General features: G+C 62.4%; 10 protein-coding genes. 7 read left to right on the top strand and 3 right to left on the bottom strand.

The window, feature by feature from the left end; genetic code table 11:
* Positions 1-27: 27 nt before the first annotated feature.
* Together pbpC and ACFPN2_RS05040 are read right to left on the bottom strand one after the other, a co-directional pair.
* Positions 28-2,142 carry a penicillin-binding protein 1C gene (gene pbpC / locus ACFPN2_RS05045; RefSeq protein WP_380595533.1) on the bottom strand — a complete coding sequence of 705 codons (2,115 nt, stop codon included), beginning with the start codon at positions 2,140-2,142 and terminating at the stop codon, positions 28-30.
* Positions 2,139-7,904: an alpha-2-macroglobulin family protein gene (locus ACFPN2_RS05040; RefSeq protein WP_380595532.1), complete on the bottom strand. Its 5,766-nt coding sequence runs from the start codon at positions 7,902-7,904 to the stop codon at positions 2,139-2,141. Before ACFPN2_RS05040 ends, pbpC begins: the two co-directional genes overlap by 4 nt.
* Before the next feature lie 156 nt (positions 7,905-8,060).
* Between ACFPN2_RS05040 and ACFPN2_RS05035 the strand changes: the two genes are divergently transcribed.
* Positions 8,061-8,531: a hypothetical protein gene (locus tag ACFPN2_RS05035; RefSeq protein ID WP_380595531.1), complete on the top strand. Its 471-nt coding sequence runs from the start codon at positions 8,061-8,063 to the stop codon at positions 8,529-8,531.
* A gap of 73 nt (positions 8,532-8,604) precedes the next feature.
* On the opposite strand, the gene ACFPN2_RS05030 is transcribed toward ACFPN2_RS05035, so the two are convergent.
* Entirely contained in the window at positions 8,605-9,414 is an 810-nt protein-coding gene (locus tag ACFPN2_RS05030; RefSeq protein ID WP_380595530.1) for a FadR/GntR family transcriptional regulator, read from the bottom strand.
* A 127-nt stretch (positions 9,415-9,541) separates the two neighbouring features.
* Between ACFPN2_RS05030 and ACFPN2_RS05025 the strand changes: the two genes are divergently transcribed.
* From ACFPN2_RS05025 to ACFPN2_RS05000, 6 genes are all read left to right on the top strand, one after another.
* Positions 9,542-10,699, top strand: a complete 1,158-nt coding sequence (locus ACFPN2_RS05025; RefSeq protein ID WP_380595529.1) for an isovaleryl-CoA dehydrogenase — start codon at positions 9,542-9,544, stop codon at positions 10,697-10,699.
* A gap of 80 nt (positions 10,700-10,779) precedes the next feature.
* Entirely contained in the window at positions 10,780-11,568 is a 789-nt protein-coding gene (locus tag ACFPN2_RS05020) for an enoyl-CoA hydratase-related protein (RefSeq protein WP_380595528.1), read from the top strand.
* A 98-nt stretch (positions 11,569-11,666) separates the two neighbouring features.
* Positions 11,667-12,428: an SDR family oxidoreductase gene (locus ACFPN2_RS05015; RefSeq protein WP_380595527.1), complete on the top strand. Its 762-nt coding sequence runs from the start codon at positions 11,667-11,669 to the stop codon at positions 12,426-12,428.
* Between the two features lie 20 nt (positions 12,429-12,448).
* Positions 12,449-13,216, top strand: a complete 768-nt coding sequence (locus ACFPN2_RS05010) for an SDR family NAD(P)-dependent oxidoreductase (RefSeq protein ID WP_380595526.1) — start codon at positions 12,449-12,451, stop codon at positions 13,214-13,216.
* Positions 13,217-13,284: 68 nt separating this feature from the next.
* Positions 13,285-14,898 (top strand): electron transfer flavoprotein-ubiquinone oxidoreductase, encoded by a 1,614-nt coding sequence (locus ACFPN2_RS05005; RefSeq protein WP_380595525.1) that lies wholly within the window; start codon positions 13,285-13,287, stop codon positions 14,896-14,898.
* Positions 14,899-14,924: 26 nt separating this feature from the next.
* The gene (locus tag ACFPN2_RS05000; protein ID WP_380595524.1) at positions 14,925-16,880 is read left to right on the top strand and encodes an acetoacetate--CoA ligase; all 1,956 of its coding nucleotides are present in this window, start codon (positions 14,925-14,927) and stop codon (positions 16,878-16,880) included.
* The last annotated feature ends 25 nt before the right edge of the window (positions 16,881-16,905 follow it).

Below are 16,905 nucleotides of genomic sequence, written 5' to 3'. Positions count from 1 at the left end.
GCCCGCTCCGCCCTCTCAAAGCGTGCATCAGCGCACCGTGAAAACGATCCGATCCAACACTTTGCCGCTCTCGTCACCGAGCTCGACCGAGTAAGCGCCGGTGCGCGGCGTCCACAGAGTCACCCCATCGGTCAGCGACAGCTTTTGATCGTTGAGCTTCACCGTCATCTTTCGGGTCGCGCCTTCGACGCTGATCGGCAGCTTCTGATATGCCGGTGGAATATCCGGGTCGACAGCGATCACCATGCCATTCGCGGGACTTGCAATGCGTGCCATCGGCTGTGCGAGCGCCACTATCATCGTTGGCTCAGTCTGCTGATCTTTGGTGAACCACTCCGACCGCGTCGCCTCATTGGTATTCACAAAGCGCGTCTTCGCCGACATCACTCCCGGCGGCGCCTTCGGTGCTGGCGAGGACTCATTGCGATGAAGATCGCCCATCAATGCGCGCCACACCGGCGCCGCGCCAGTCACGCCGCTCACGTCGTGCATCGAATCGCCTTCGAAGTTGCCGACCCAGACCGCGACCGTGTACTTCGAGGAGAACCCGATGCACCAGTTGTCACGCATGTCCTTGCTCGTGCCTGTCTTCACCGCGCTCCAGAACGGCGTGTTGAGATAATTGTCGGCGCCGAATGTCAGTGTGCGCGCAGCGGGATCGCTCATCATGTCTGCGACGATGAAACTCGCATCGGCAGGCACGAGCTGATGAGAAGCATCGGGCGCCTGATCCGCGACGACCCGCAGATGTGACGACTGCCCGCCGCGAGCCAACGTTCGATACGCTTGCGCCTGCTCCCACAAGCTGACTTCCGCCGAGCCCAACGCCAGCGAATAGCCATAATAGTCACCCGACTCGACGATGTGCTCGAAGCCGAGCTCGTAGAGCCGATCTCGAAACGGCTCGACACCCACCAAGACCAGCGTGCGAACCGCGGGAATGTTCAGCGAGTTGCCGAGCGCGGTACGGACGCTGACGAGCCCCTTGTAGTCCTTGTCGTAGTCCTGCGGAATGTATGCTCCCGTCGCCGTATCCAGATACACAGGCGAATCTTTCAGCAACGAGGCTGCGGTGAGATAGCGGCGCTCCAGCGCGAGCGCATAAAGGAACGGCTTCAACGTCGATCCCGCTTGACGCAAAGCCCGCACGCCGTCGACCTGCATGGCTCGCGATCGCGGACCTGCAGAGCCGACGTAGGCGAGAACATCCGCGGTCTCGTTATCGACAACTAACACTGCGCCGTCGCGAACGTTTTGATCTGCAAGTTTTGTCAGCTGCAACGTCAGCACATCACGCGCAGTTCGTTGCAATCCTGCATCGATCGTGGTTGTGACTCGCTGACCGGCGGACTTCAACAGCGCGTTCGCGAGTTGGGGTGCAAGCTGAGGTGCCGCTGAGTGCTGGGAATCGTTCGACAACACCACCGCGGCCGTGCGATCGATCTCGGCACAGTCCACCGCAATGCTCGCCGAGCGAGCACGAGAGCAAGCTCGAGCCGCAACTCGCTCAGGCGCGGCACTGGGTTGAGGAAGTAATGCGGCGATGACCAGGCTTTCCGACAAGCTCAGCCCCGAGGGCACCTTGCCTGCCAGCACGTACGAAGCAGCCGCAATGCCCTGCAACTCGCCGCGATAGTGCAGCAGGTTCACATACGTTTCGAGAATCTGGTCTTTGGTCCAACTTCGTTCGAGCGCCAGCGCGAGACGAACCTGATTGCGCTTCTGCAACCATGCGCGAATGCCTTCGTGAGCACGCGGCGTCGATCGCAATAGCGACGCAACTTGCATCGTGATGGTACTGGCGCCTCGAGGACGGCCGAGCACATATCGATCTCTCACCGCGCCGATCACGCTGCGCCAGTCGATGCCACCGTGCTCCCGGAAACGCGCGTCCTCGCCTCTGATAACAGCGGAGGTGAATGCGGGAGAAATGGCGCTCAACGGTTGCCACTCGAACCGCCGCACCTTCATGTCTATGCGCAACGTGTCGATGACGTCGCCATGACGATCGAGCAGGAACGCATCGGAGGGCGTGAAGCTTGCTCGAACAGCGGCGAACTCCGGCGCTTGCGCCGGCCATGCTAGCGCGACGCCCAGTGCTACGACTGTGGCCGCCGCAATCGCGACCGTGCGTCGTTTCATTGCTTCGGCTCCACGACGACATCGGCGTTCGGCGATTCACCGAACATCTCCGGCGCATACATCGCTTCGACTCGCGTCGCCGGCAATTGGAAATGTCCGGGATTGTTCAGCCGCACCGTGTATTCCACCGACCAGCGACCTTTCGGAACGAAGCGATAGTAGGCGCGGAACGAATCGAAGCGTCGTTCTTCGAAGGCCAGCCAGGCGTCGCCCTCGCGGCGTTCCTGTTTGGTCAGCAGCGTCGACTGCCCGCCCAATCCGCTGCCCAGAATCGTCGAACCGGCCGGCACAGGATCCTCGACCACGACCCAGGCCATATCCGACTGCGCCTCGATCTCCAACTTCACTCGCGCCACATCACCTCGCGTCCAGCGGCCGGGCGTTTGCTGATCGATCGCCGTGACCGTGCGAACGGTCTTGTAGCCGGACGACAGCGGTTTATCGAGCGGCAACGCGGCGGTCGCACGCACCATGACCCAAGGCGAGCCCGTGCCCTGATGATTGATATCGAGCGATGCACGACCTTCCAGCCACGGCAGTTTGCTCAACTCCTTCGCTTTGCTCACCGGCCAACCGATCTGTGTGAGCGTGTCCGCGTAGCGAATGTCCGTCGTGCCAGTGACCGGCGTGGACTCGAAGGCCGCGGAGAACTTCTCCATCGCGAGCACGCCCCACGCATTGGCGACAGTCGTGTTCCAACGGCCTGACTGCTGCCGCCCCAACGCGCCACGAACCAATCGCGGAATGTCTTCGCGCCATTGCGGATCGTTGAGCACCGACAACAGCATGCGATTGGCATTCGAGTCGCCGGAGATCATGAGCCACCACAGCGCGTCCTTACGCTCGGTGGAGAAGCCCATGGTCGTTCCCTGGAAGTTCAAGCGGGCTCGCAAAATCCCCAACGCTTGCTCGCGCTTCTCGCCTGCCTCAGAGATGTCTTTCACGCGCTCCAGAATATTCAACCAATCCAGCACCGCCGAGGTCGGCCAGAGATTCGGCTCGATGGCGATGCTGTCCAGCATCTGCGGGGTGGCTGCGCCATATCGAGACAACGCTTCGATCGCCGCGACTTTGCGAATGGCAAGGTCAGCAGTCGGCAGCGCGGAGCCGCGAACGATCTTGCCTTCGACGAAGCGAGTCAGCGCTTGAATCAACCGCTGCTGATCCTGTTCCTGCAGCGACCAGCCCGCCTCGTTCGCAATCGCGAGCACGTACGCGGTCAGCGTGTCTTCACCCTGCAGACGATCCGTCGGGAAATATTTGAGCAGCCCATCCGAATCCATGTACGCGGGAATGCGTTCACTCCACGAGTGCCAGGCCGACGCGTCGCGTAGCGCGACCGCGCGCGACAGCTGCTGCTCCAGACAGGTGAAGGGATACCAAAGCATGTACTCGCGAACACCATCGAGCCCGTCGCCCAACTTCGCTCGCAATGTGACTTCCAATCCACCCCGCCCTTTCACTGAGCCCGCGGGTCGCTCAGCAGGAATCGACATCGGCGCGGTCAATTGTGAAATCGTCGCTTGGTACGTGCGGACCGGATAGGTCGGGATGACTTCCTGCTTGAGCTTCACCTTGTCGCTGGCAGGGCCGTTGGCTTCCTTCGCTGTGACTTCCCAACTCAAGTGCTTTACGCCGACAGGAACTTCGACCGGCCAACTCAGATCGAGCGCCTGACCGGCGGGGACTTCCACTCGTTTCGCCGGCAGCGTCGGTGCGCCCTTCTCCGTCATGCGAGCCTGGGCATCGACGGTCAGCGGCCGATTGGTGGTGTTTCTGAGCGTGAATGTCGCCGCGAATTTGTCTCCCTCGCGCACCAGTGGCGGCAGACCGGAAAGCATCATCAAATCCTGCGTCGTCGCGATGGAGGCCGAGCCGGTGCCGAACAGATCCTTCGATCCGTGCGCGATGGCAACCACACGGAACGAAGACAACGAGTCGTTCAATGGCACTTGCAACGACGCGTTACCTTGCGCATCCAGCTTCACGCGCCCCTTCCACAGCAAGAGACTGTCGAACTGCTCGCGCGCACGATCGCGTTCTCGTCCACCGCCACCGCCGAGCGGGACGGCCTTACGACCATAGTGGCGCTTGCCGACGACCTGCATTTGCGCCGTCGACGTCCACACCTCGATGCCGCGCTCTCCCATCATGGCGTTCAGCAAGTCCCACGATCGGTTCGGCGCGAGCTCCAGCAGCGCTTCATCGACGGCGGCGAGTGCGACTTCCGTATCGGCGGGCAACAGCTGTCCGTTGTCGCGCTCCACGTGAACTTGCACAGTCGCCTTTTCGGCCACTTTGTAAACGGATCGATCTGTGGACACGCGAACATTCAAGCGATGCGGTTTCCAGCCGACATTGATCTTCGCCACACCGAGCCGATACGCCGGCTTGTTCAAATCCACCAGCGCGGTGATCTCTTCACCCTTCACGCTCTTGGGTCGATCGCTGCGAGCAACCCGGCCGCGCACCGCGAGCACCGAAACAAACACATTCGGCGCATACACATCGGCAATCGGCACTTCGACGATCGGGGCATCGCCCTTGAGCGGCACCGTGAAGCTCGACAGCACTCCCTCACGCTCGACGGTAACCAGCGCCGTTGCCTGCCTGAATGGCATTCGCACCTGGAAACGGGCCGTCTCGCCGGCGGCATATTCCTTTTTCTCCGGCAGCACATCCATGCGGTCGCCCTGCGTGCCGGAGAACCACCAATCGTCCTCACCCGCCACCCAGAACGAGGAAGTCGCTCCCGCCGTTCTTTGCTGAGCATCTTTCGTTTCCGCCCGCACCAGCACTTCGCCGCTCACGCCCGGCGCCACGTCGCACATCACGAGTCCCTGCTCGTTGGTTTCGCCTTCGCACTTGATCGACAGGCGTTTGGTCTCGCGCGTGGTTTCATACGCGTAGAAGCCGCCGATGAGCCGCTTGCGATAGGAATAGGCGGTCGATTGATAGAACGATACTTTCACAGGCTGACGAGCGCGCGGCTTGCCGTCGAGGCCGAGCACGACCGTTCGAAAGCGCAACTGCTCGCTGCTGGCCACCCAGCCGTCGCGACGAATGCCGACACTCAACTCGGACGGAACCAATCGCACGCGCCCGGTGGCCGTGAGCAGTTCGCCATTGGCATCGGAATATTCGAGCTCAGCGGTCAGTTGCGCCGGCCCCTCGAGCTTCGGCAGATCGGACACAGTGACTCGCGCCGAACCCTCGCCGTCCAATGTCACAGGCAGCACTTGCACCTTCGCGGGCTCCGCGGGCGCATTCTCTTCATCGTCGTAGAAGTAGGAATGATCGCCGGTTTTGATCCCTTCCTTCACCGGCGCGCCGCCAAACCCGTAGTCCTCGTAACCCGCGAATCGCATCGGCCGAGGCTCGACCGTCGTGCGCAGCTTGGTGGCAAGCCCCGACGCGCCGCCGCCCGACATGTACGCGACATGCAGATCGAGCACCGCCGATTTCTGTTGAACCAGCGGCTGCGCCGAGCCGGTCACGCTGGCTCGCATCGAGGGCAAGCGAAACTGTTCCACTTTGAAGGTGGCGCTCTGTCGAAAGCCCTGGCCCTCGGCGATAGATACTTCGTAATCACCCAACTTCGCCTCGGTGGGAATGACCCACCGACTTTCCGCCACGCCATCCGCACCGAACTGCGTCGTGAGCTCATATTTCTGGCCACTGCCGAGATGTGAGATGACGACTTTGCGCCCGCCGGCCACGCTCTTCGGCACGCTGACGCCTGACGAATCGTGAAGCCGCAGGAAGTGCTTCATCGACACCGCCTCGCCCGCGCGGAACAGCGCCCGATCGAGGACGGTATGAAACATCCCGGCGCTCCATTCGCCGCCCGTGTTCAAGCCGAAGTTGTACGGCGAAATGCCTTCGTTCCAGCTCGACAGCGCGAAGCTGAAGTCCTCCTCGCGCTGGGCAAGCACGAGCAACGGCGAGCGCGCATAGTTCATACAGCGGTCGTTACTGTGCGGCTCGCCGAAAGACGTGGCGATGGTCGCTATGCCTTCGGCGTTGGTGCGTGCTTCCGCGAGCTTCAAACGGCTGCAATAGTCGACGATGGTTATCGCTGAATCCGCGACCGGCTTGCCGTTGTCGAGCCGCGTCACCCAGACCGTCGAGCTCTCGCGTCCCCAGTTGAAATGCACCGCGAGGTTGGTCACCAGCGCCGAGGTGGCGACATGACGCAACTCATCGCGACCGAGCAGCGATTGCCCGAGCCGCTTACTGGCGATCTCGACGACGTAGAAGCCGGTTTGTTTCAAGGGAATGCCGATGACTTCGGCCGGCTTCTCACCTGAAGGTTTGGTCAGAGTGAAGGTCGTCGCGGGGTCGGCGCCCGTGAATACGGAGTCGACACCGGTCAGCTCCTTCCAGTAGCCGGGCGGCGTCTCTGGATTGTCATCGTTCGCACCCTCGGGATTCGGCACCCATTCTCCGGCGCCTTCCTCGACTTTGCGCACACGCTCCAGCCACGACGCAATCGCGGCCGGATCGGCACCGACGCGCAACGATTTCGCGGGCAGATCCACCTGGTCGCCGCCGAGCTTCGGCTCGACGTTACGCAACGTCACGGGCAGCACGCCGCCCTGAGTCGATTCGAGAATGCCGAAGGTGCTTGGGAACTTTGCGAGCGGCGGATATGCGTCGATGCCCAGCGGCAACGGAAAGCGAGAGGCGTTCTCGAGCGTGCGGCCCGCGTCGTCGCGGAGATTCGCAGGCAGTACCACCGTGACCGTCGACTCTTCCGGGAACGGGCCGGCGAAATTGAGTTGTTCCAATGTGGGTGTGTTTTCGGTCTGAGCGAGATCGGGGCTCAGAGCCTTACCATTCTGGGTTTGAATGCGCACACCGAGCGCGAGCTCTCTTGGCACAGGCGCTGCAAACATCACGCGGACCGGTTGCATCGGCATGCAGCCGGCACGCGCATTGGCACGCGTACATTCGACGCGAGCTGTGAACGCCGGGCGCACTTTGAACGCCAGCACCTGATCCGAGCTCGTCGGCACGCCCGACACAGTCGCTACGCCTTTGCCCCAGTTCAAGCGCACTTGAGTGGCGGGCGGCAGATTTCGCTTGCAACGAACCGCGGCGATCTTTTCTTCCGCTTGATTGAGCGCTTCGCCGCGCAGTCTCACGGTCGTTTCGGCGCCGTTCTTCCATAGCAGCCGGAAATATTGATAGCCGAGCGAACTGCGCTCTTTGAGCACCGCCGCCCGCTGCTCACCGCTCAGCACCTCGACCGGAATCTGTTCTTCGATGCCGTCCACGATGCAATGAGCATGCTGCTCGATCGAGGCGGTCGTCGCCGGCGCGGCCAGCTGTAAGAGAAAGATTTGCTGCTCATCGACGAGTGCCCAGCCCTCATCCGGATAGGAATTGACCACGGCCGGACCGCCGGTGGAGAACTGGAAGGTGCGCTTACCTTGCAGCGGCTGTCCCTGCAATGTATGCACATCGTCACGCAGCTTGAACGAACAGCGCAGCCCCGCCGGCAAATCGGCGTCGAAGTCATAGACCCAATTGCGCGTATCCGCCCATCGCCCTTTACCCGGGCTGGGGCAAGTCACTGTGAATGGATCGTCGATGCGAGGATCGCCGAGCGCGACCATCGGCACGGTAAAGCGTGCGGTGACCTGCCGAACTTCGCGCAACTCACCTTGCGGCGAAAAGAACTCGACCTTGGCGGCCTCACTCGTCGTCGCCGGCGGCTGCTGAGCAAACGCCGCGAACGCCAACAGTTGCAACGCCATTCCAATCCCTGAACGCAGCCTCATTCGCGACCTCTTCACGTACCCGAGCCCTCATGCATGATCCAGCGCAGCCTCGCCCCTCCGGTGACCGGATCCGGGCCAAGGCCGGGCGAATCATGGCATTTTGTGGCAGGCTCAAAAAGAACGAGGAAAGCAATGAACTCAGCCCCCGATTTCTATCCGACGGATATCGATTGCGCGTGGCTAGCATCGGACGCCGATGGAGTCGTCGCCATGTTCCTGACCGCAGGCCGCGCCCCGGTACCGGAGCGATGTTTCGATAATGCGGGAGCGCCGCTGGAAGAAATCGAGGAGCAGCTGATGCGAATGGAGCCCTGCTACAAGGCCCGGCTGCTAGTGCCCGTCAAACGTCCGGAAGGCTATATGGATGCCGCGCACCGGGGCTTCGTCGTGTACGACTGGACGGACGTTCACAAGACCCGCGCGACCAAAACGCATTCGTACGAGCGGGTCGCCGTTCCCGAAAATCCCCTGCGCGTCGACGCGCTGCCGTCACCACTCGCGCTGGCGGCGAAGGCAGTACGGCTCGACGGAATTTCGTTTGCGACGACGTCATGGATACCGACGGCAGCGCTGCATCCATACCGAGCTCGCCCCAAGGAATGAGCCGAGCCCGTTTCCATCCCGCTAGACCGGGATCCGGTGAAATCCCGCGACCTCAAGCGCGGCTCCACCCCAGTTAGACTGAAATCGGCGTATCCGGCGAAATCCCCGCGACTTCATATCCGCGCTTGAAGTCACGCACGTGCTTCGACATCCATTTCCTCGCCTCGTCCGCATTCTTGTCGCGCACGGCGTTGATGATGCGTTTCTGCGCGTCTGTGATACGCGCACGAGCTTGAGGGACGGTATCGATCATTCGAGCGAGTGATGGGGCCAGGGCCTGGGCGAGAGACTGTTTGGCGAGCACCAGCACTTGATTGCGGGAAGCGGCGCCGAGTTGTTCGAAGAACAGGGCGACGATATTCACTGAGTCCGGATCGCCTTCCGGAGAGTCGCGAAACGCTTCACTCGTCTGTGTGAGCGTGGCCAGGTCCTGCTGGGTCCGGCGCATGGCGGCCAGGGCCGCGACTTCGGGCTCGATCACCATCATCGCTTCCCAAACGTCAACGAACGACACCTCGTGTAACACCAGCGCGTGACGCATTCCGGAAGCGACCTTCGCGGCTTCGGGACGGCTCACGATCATCCGCTTGGCGCCAGGCGGCCGAGTCACCAGGCCGGCACTTTCCAGCTGTCGCAATGCTTCTCGTACCGTGGAGCGATGCACACGGAATTGCTGTGCGAGTTCCAGCTCGGCCGGCAGGACATCGCCGCCGCGCAGCGCCCGGGACATGATTTTATGTTCGATGGCGGACGAAACTTTGGTGTAGGCGGGAGCGCGCTCGACCGGATCGAACAGCGCGGCCGTGTCGGTGGAATCAGGCGCCGCGGCGATGGCGGTGCCGGCACGACGCGGCCTGGCGGGAGATATCGTCTTTTTTTTCATGACCATAGTGTCAGGGTGGTCCAAGGGCGCGAAGGCGGTTGTTGACTAAAAGACGGACTGTCGGACAATAGGGCAATTCGAGGTCTGGCGCCATCCGCCGGACCCGCACACATGACCGGGGGCCGCCGTGGAAGATTTCGATTTCGGGTTGGGTGAAGATCTGGACGCATTGCGTGCCACGGTAGCGAAATTCGCGAGCGACCGCATCGCTCCCATCGCCGCCGACGTCGATCGCGAGAACAAATTTCCGCGCGAGCTGTGGCCCGAGCTGGGCGAGCTGGGCCTGCTGGGCATCACCGTCGAAGACGAATACGGCGGCAGCGGCCTGGGCTACCTCGCCCACGTCATCGCGATGGAGGAGATCAGCCGCGCCTCGGCGTCGGTGGGCCTGTCGTACGGCGCGCATTCGAATCTGTGCGTCAATCAGCTGCGCCGCTGGGGCACGCCGGCACAGAAGGAAAAGTACCTGCCCCGCCTGATCACCGGCGAGCACCTGGGTGCGCTGGCGATGAGCGAGCCGGGCGCCGGCTCCGACGTGGTCGGCATGAGCACGCGCGCCGTGAAGAAGGGCGACAAGTACGTCCTGAACGGCAACAAGATGTGGATTACCAACGGCCCCACCGCCGACACCCTGGTCGTGTACGCGACGCTCGATCCGGAGCTCAGCGCCCGGGGCATCACGGCGTTCATCATCGAGCGCGGCATGAAAGGTTTCTCCAGCGCGCAGAAGCTCGACAAGCTCGGCATGCGCGGCTCCGACACCTGCGAGTTGGTGTTCCAGGACTGCGAAGTGCCCGCCGAAAACGTGCTGCATCAGGAAGGTAAAGGCGTGCAGGTGTTGATGAGCGGTCTGGATTACGAGCGTGTGGTGCTGGCGGGCGGTCCCCTCGGCATCATGCGGGCTTGCCTGGATGTTGTCATTCCCTACGTGCACGAGCGTCGTCAGTTCGGACGAGCCATCGGCACGTTCCAGCTCATGCAGGGCAAGATTGCCGATATGTACACCACCATGAACGCCTGCCGCGCTTATGTTTATTCCGTGGCGGCTGCCTGCGATCGCGGCAAAGTCACCCGCTTCGACGCGGCAGGCTGCATTCTGCAGGCTTCCGAGAAGGCGACGTGGATGGCGCTGGAAGCGATTCAATCGCTCGGCGGTAACGGCTATATCAACGACTACACCACCGGTCGCCTGCTGCGAGACGCGAAGCTGTACGAGATCGGCGCCGGCACCAGCGAAATCCGCCGCATGCTGATCGGCCGCGAGATTTTCGAAGCGACCGCCTGAGGCAAGCCAAGAAATAAAATAGTTGTCGCATGCAGTCATGCATTGCATGCGACCTCTGCCCTAACGTATTCAAGTCAATCATGACCACCGTCACCACCAGCATCGATTCCCGAGGCGTCGCGACGCTGACCCTCAATCGCCCGGAAAAGCACAACGCGCTGGACGGCGCGACCATGGGCGAAATGTATGAAGCGCTGACCAGGCTCGGCAGCGACGCCAACGTGCGTGTCGTCGTGCTCACAGGCGCAGGCGCCAGCTTCTGCGCCGGCGCAGACATCGGCCACATGCGCTCGATGTTGAACTTTACCGAAGAGCAGAACGTGGCCGACGCGCAGGTGCTCGCGAAACTGCTACGCAAACTCGATGAGTTCGAGCTCCCCCTGATCGCACGCGTGAATGGCAACACGTTCGGCGGCGGCGTCGGCCTGGTCGCCTGCGCGGACATCGCGATCGGCGCGGCGTCGGCGAAATTCGCGCTGACCGAAGTGCGACTCGGCATCGTACCCGCAGCGATTTCGCCTTATGTCGTCGATGCAATCGGCAGTCGCCAGGCGCGACGTTTGTTTCTCACAGCAGCACCCTTCACGGCGGACGAAGCCCAAACTCTGGGATTACTGCACTTCACGGCGCCGCCGGAGCAGCTCGATCAGCTCGTCAACGAGCAGGTCGATCATTTGCTGCGCGGTGGGCCGCAAGCGGTGCGTGCGGCAAAACAGCTGGTCAAGCGCGTCGCGCACTTCCATGACCGCGATGTGCTCGGCGATGAGACCGCTCGGCTGCTGGCGCGATTGCGCGTCAGCCCGGAAGGAAAGGAAGGGTTGTCGGCGTTTTTGGAACGGCGTAAGGCAACCTGGGTTCCCCAGGACTGATTGACCACCGTTGTCGCGTTTTGGTCGCTCCCGCCCCCTTCTTGCATCGCAAAATATTGGGTAACATCCGACGCCTTCATAGCGGCCGGGGGAGCCCAATGCAGCTGGACGGAAAGCTTGTCGCCATCACCGGCAGCGGCCGCGGCATTGGCCGTGCGATGGCGTTGGCATTCGCGCAGAAGCGCGCCAACGTCGCCCTCATCGATCTGAGCGCCGAGCATCTGGCGCAGACCAAAGCGCTCTGCGAAGCAGAAGGCGTGCGCGCTGTCACCTATCTTTGTAATGTCACGCGCGAGCAGGAAGTCGAGACCACGCTCGATCAAGTCGTCGGCGATTTCGGTCGTCTCGATGTGATGATCAACAATGCCGGCATCACCAAAGATGCGCTGCTGGTCAAAGTGCAGGACGGCAAGGTCGTCAGCAAGATGTCCATGGATCAATGGCGCGCCGTCGTCGATGTAAATCTCACAGGCGTGTTTCTAGGCGCGCGTGAAGCCGCCGCCCGCATGATTGCATTGGGCAACGGCGGCGTGATCATCAGTACTTCGAGCATCTCCCGCGCCGGCAATATGGGCCAGTCGAACTACTCCGCCACCAAGGCCGGCGTGGTGTCGATGAGCGTCGTGTGGGCCAAGGAGCTCGCGCGGTACGGAATTCGCACCGGCGCGATTGCCCCGGGCTTTACGCGCACCGAAATTCTCGACACGATGAAACCCGAGATGATCGAGCGCGCCGTCAGCGCAGTGCCGCTGCGTCGCATGGCGGAACCGGCCGAAATGGCGCACGCCGCGGTGTTCATCGCCGAGAACGATTACTTTTCAGGCCGCGTCATCGAAGTCGACGGCGGCCAGCGACTTTAAGAAATAGAGGGGTACCTTCCATGAAGTTGAATGAAGTGCGAGCCGTCATCACAGGCGGCGCCTCGGGCCTCGGTCATGCAGTCGCGCAGCGGCTGGTCGCTGCCGGCGCCAAAGTCACATTGCTCGACGTGAACGAAGCCGCCGGTCAGGAAGCTGCCAAAGCTCTGGGCAGCAGCGCGTTCTTTTCGAAAGTGGATGTGACCGATGAAGCCGCCGTCGACGCCGCGGTCGCCAAGGCCAAGAGCGACATGGGCGGCTTGAATCTCGCCGTCAATTGCGCCGGCGTCGCGACGCCTCGTCGTCTGGTCAACAAGGAAGGCGCCATGCCCGGCGACTACTTCCGCAAGATCGTCGGTATCAACCTGGTCGGCACGCTGCTGGTCGCGAAGGCCGCTGCCGCCGCCATGAGCGGTAACACGCCGAATGAAGAAGGCGAGCGTGGTGCGATCATCATGACCGCGTCGGTCGCCGCGTTCGACGGCCAGATCGGTCAGGTCGCGTACGCCGCTTCCAAGGCCGGCGTGGTCGGCATGACGCTGCCCATGGCGCGCGATCTGTCGACCGCTGGCATTCGTGTCATGACCATCGCTCCGGGCATCTTCAAGACGCCGATGATGGCGTCGCTGCCCCAGGAAGCGCAGGATTCGCTCGGCCGGCAGGTTCCGTTCCCGCCGCGCCTGGGTCGTCCGGAGGAATATGCCGGGCTGGTGACGCACATTTGCGAGAACACCATGCTGAACGGCGAGGTCATCCGTTTGGACGGTGCAATCCGCATGTCGCCGAAGTAATAGCTTCGACCGATAACGATAAGAATCGACAAGACGCGAGCGGACACAGCCAACGAGACTGCAAAGCCATGACCGAACGTGAAGTAATGGAATATGACGTCGTGATCGTCGGCGCCGGCCCTTCGGGGTTGGCGTGCGCGATCCGGCTCAAACAACTCAAGCCCGATCTGAATATCTGCGTGCTGGAAAAGGCTTCGGCCGTCGGTGCGCATTCGCTGTCGGGCGCAGTGCTGGAATCCGGCCCGCTCGAGCAGTTGCTGCCGAACTGGCGCACCGAGTACAGCGGCATGAAAGTGCCGGCGGTCGAAGACGACGTGCGACTGATGACGCGCACCGGTTCGTTCAAGCTGCCGAACTGGGCGGTGAACCTGTCGCCCATGAACAATCATGGCAACTTCATCATCTCGCTCGGTCAGCTGACGCCGTGGATGGCATCGCAGGCCGAGGCGCTCGGCATCGATATCTTCCCGGGCTTCTCCGCCGCTGAAGCGGTGTTCGACGAGAACGGCGCGGTCAAAGGCGTGCGCATCGGCGACATGGGTCTCGAGAAGAACGGCGAGCCCGGCCCGAACTACACGCCGGGTGTGGAGATTCACGCGGGCACGACGGTGCTGGCCGAAGGCTCGCGCGGTTCGATCTCCAAACAGCTTATCGCCAAATACAACTTGCGTGATGGCATCGATCCGCCGACGTTCGGCCTGGGCTTCAAGGAACTGTGGCAGTTGCCGCCGGGCCGCGTGAAGCCGGGCCGCATCGAGCACGCGTTCGGCTGGCCGCTCGATACGGCAACGTATGGCGGCAGCTTCCTTTATCACCTCGACAACGATCGCGTGTACGTCGGCTACGTCGTCGGCCTGAACTACAAAGATCCGCGGCTGAAGCCGTTCGAAGCGTTCCAGCAGTTCAAGAATCATCCGCGCATCAAGCCGCTGCTCGAAGGCGGCGAAATCCTCGCGGCCGGTGCCCGCACGATTGCCGCTGGCGGCTATCAGTCGCTGCCGCGCCTCGATATGCCCGGCGCCATGCTGATCGGCGACGCCGGCGGCACGCTCAATGTCTTCAAGATCAAGGGCATTCATCAGGCCATCCGGTCGGGCGCATTGGCTGCCGAGCATCTGGCCGAGCAAGGCAAGTCTGCCGGTTTCGATGCGCGCTGGCGGAACTCGCCCGGCCACCAGGAATTGCACTCGGTGCGCAATTTCAAGCCGGCGTTCAAGCGCGGCCTGTACTTTGCGATGGCCAATGCCGGTATCGAATCGTTGCTGAAAGGCAAAGTGCCCTGGACCCTGCGCAATACCGCGGACTGGTCGGCGCTGGAGAAGCTGGGCGACTATGCTTCCCCCGATCGCGGCTGGAGCGATCGCACCTTGCCGCCGCGCGACCGGCTGGCGTCGGTGTTTTTCGCCGGCAACGTGCATGATGAAGCGCAACCGGTGCACCTGAAGGTGCTGGACACATCGATCTGCGTGACTCGCTGTACCAAGGAATATGGAAACCCTTGCCAGAACTTCTGCCCGGCCGGCGTGTATGAAATGGTCGATGACGGCCAGGGCGGCCGGCGCTTGCAGATCAACGCGGCCAACTGCGTTCACTGCAAGGCGTGCGACATCAAGGATCCGTACGAGATCATCAACTGGACCACGCCCGAAGGCGGGTCCGGTCCGAACTATCAAAATATGTAGTTCCGTCTGCGCGGCGGGTGGCTGATATGGAACCCGCCGCGCAACCGATCTGGACTCCCTCCCCCGAGCGCGCCCGTAACGCGGCGCTCACCCGCTTCTCACATTACGTGCAAGAGCGCTACAAAGCGCCGATACACGACTACGCGTCGCTGCATCGCTGGTCGATCGAGTTCCCCGAGCACTTCTGGAACGCGGTGTGGGACTTCTGCGAGATCCGCTGCTCGCAGAACGCCCAGCAAACGATCGAAGACGGCAGGCGCATGCCCGGCGCCAAATGGTTTGTCGGCGCGCTGCTGAATTACGCCGAGAATCTGATCCCGCCCAGTGACGATTCGATTGCCATCATCTTTCGCAATGAAGCCGGTCAGCGCCGTGAACTGACCCGTCGCGAGCTACGCAGCGAAGTCGCGCGTGTCGCCGACGGCTTGAAACAAGCGGGCGTGAAGGTGGGCGACCGCGTCGCGGGTTATCTACCGAACATTCCCGAGACCGTCATCGCGATGCTGGCCACCACCAGCCTCGGCGCGATCTGGTCGTCGTGCTCGCCGGACTTCGGCGCGAGCGCAGTCGTCGATCGTTTCGGCCAGATCAAGCCCCGCGTATTGTTTGCTACCGACGGCTATCAGTACGCCGGCAAGCGCATCGATTGTCTGCCGACCGTCGCGACCGTGTGCAAACAGATCTCCAGCATCGAGCGCGTCGTGCTCGTGCCCTATCTGAATGCGGATACAAAGGCGGAGCAAATTCCTCATGGCGTGCTGTTCAGTGACTTCGGCCGGCCCGACCGGCCATTGACCTTCACGCAGCTGCCGTTCGAACAGCCGGCGTTCATCCTGTATTCCTCCGGCACAACGGGCGCCCCCAAGTGCATCGTGCACAGCGCCGGCGGTGCGCTGATCCAGCAGAAGAAAGAAAACATTCTGCATTCGGGCATGGGCGCCGACGACCGCTATTTCTATTTCACGACCTGCGGCTGGGTGATGTGGAATGCGCTCGCGAGCGGGCTGGCCACCGGCGCAGCCATCGTGCTGTTCGACGGCGCGCCGTTACAGCCGGATCCGAAGATTCTGTGGCGCATGGCTGCCGAAGAACGCGTGACCATCTTCGGCACCGGCCCGAGATTTCTCACGACCTGCGAGCAGCTGGGCCTGCGCCCGCGCGAAGAATTCGATCTGAGCGCGCTGCGCGCGGTGATATCGACCGGCGCGCCGCTGAGCCCCACCAGCTATCGATACGTTTATCGGGACGTGCATCCCGACGTGCACCTGTCTTCCATTTCGGGCGGCACTGACATCATGGCCTGCTTCGGCACCGGCTGCCCGACCCTGCCGGTGTATGAAGGCGAGATTCAGGCGCTGGGCCTCGGCATGAAAGTGGAAATATTCGACGGCGCCGGCAAAGCGCTGATCGGCCAGCAAGGCGAGCTCGTGTGCACCCAGCCGTTCCCGTCCGTGCCGGTGGGATTTTGGGGCGACCCGCAGGGGGATCGTCTGGTCGCCACTTATTTTTCGCACTACCCGAATGTCTGGTGGCACGGCGACCTGGCCACCGTCACGTCCCGAGGCGGCCTGATCGTGCATGGCCGCTCCGACGCCGTGCTGAATCCCAGCGGCGTACGTATCGGCACGGCCGAGCTCTATCGTCAGCTGGAGAAAATCGACGAGGTGCTCGAGTCGATCGCCATCGCTCAGGAGTTCAAAGGCGACGTCCGCATCGTGCTGTTCGTGCGCCTGCGCGACGGCCTGACGCTCGATGAGCCGTTACGCGACAAAATCTGCCGGACAATTCGCGACAACACCTCGCCGCGCCACGTCCCCTCCAAGGTCATTCAGGTGCCGGACCTGCCCCGAACCCTCAACGGCAAGCTGGTCGAACTGGCGGTCCGCGACGTGGTCCACGGCCGCATGCCCAAGAACCTGGCCGCCCTGGCCAATCCGGAAGCGCTGGATTTCTTCAAAGCCCGGCCGGAACTGAAGGACTGAGCGGGCTCGGTTACTATTGGCACCG

The organism is Steroidobacter flavus (genome assembly GCF_042651805.1).
Lineage (GTDB): Bacteria > Pseudomonadota > Gammaproteobacteria > Steroidobacterales > Steroidobacteraceae > Steroidobacter > Steroidobacter flavus.
The sequence above is the reverse complement of the archived record's forward strand: the minus strand, read 5'-3'. Positions and strand labels throughout refer to the sequence as shown.

Coding starts and splice junctions, on each gene's coding strand:
- pbpC (WP_380595533.1), bottom strand. CDS start 2,142: ATGAAACGACGCACGGTCGCGATTGCGGCGGCCACAGTCGTAGCACTG.
- ACFPN2_RS05030 (WP_380595530.1), bottom strand. CDS start 9,414: ATGAAAAAAAAGACGATATCTCCCGCCAGGCCGCGTCGTGCCGGCACC.
- ACFPN2_RS05035 (WP_380595531.1), top strand. CDS start 8,061: ATGAACTCAGCCCCCGATTTCTATCCGACGGATATCGATTGCGCGTGG.
- ACFPN2_RS05010 (WP_380595526.1), top strand. CDS start 12,449: ATGAAGTTGAATGAAGTGCGAGCCGTCATCACAGGCGGCGCCTCGGGC.
- ACFPN2_RS05000 (WP_380595524.1), top strand. CDS start 14,925: ATGGAACCCGCCGCGCAACCGATCTGGACTCCCTCCCCCGAGCGCGCC.
- ACFPN2_RS05015 (WP_380595527.1), top strand. CDS start 11,667: ATGCAGCTGGACGGAAAGCTTGTCGCCATCACCGGCAGCGGCCGCGGC.
- ACFPN2_RS05040 (WP_380595532.1), bottom strand. CDS start 7,904: ATGGCGTTGCAACTGTTGGCGTTCGCGGCGTTTGCTCAGCAGCCGCCG.
- ACFPN2_RS05020 (WP_380595528.1), top strand. CDS start 10,780: ATGACCACCGTCACCACCAGCATCGATTCCCGAGGCGTCGCGACGCTG.
- ACFPN2_RS05005 (WP_380595525.1), top strand. CDS start 13,285: ATGACCGAACGTGAAGTAATGGAATATGACGTCGTGATCGTCGGCGCC.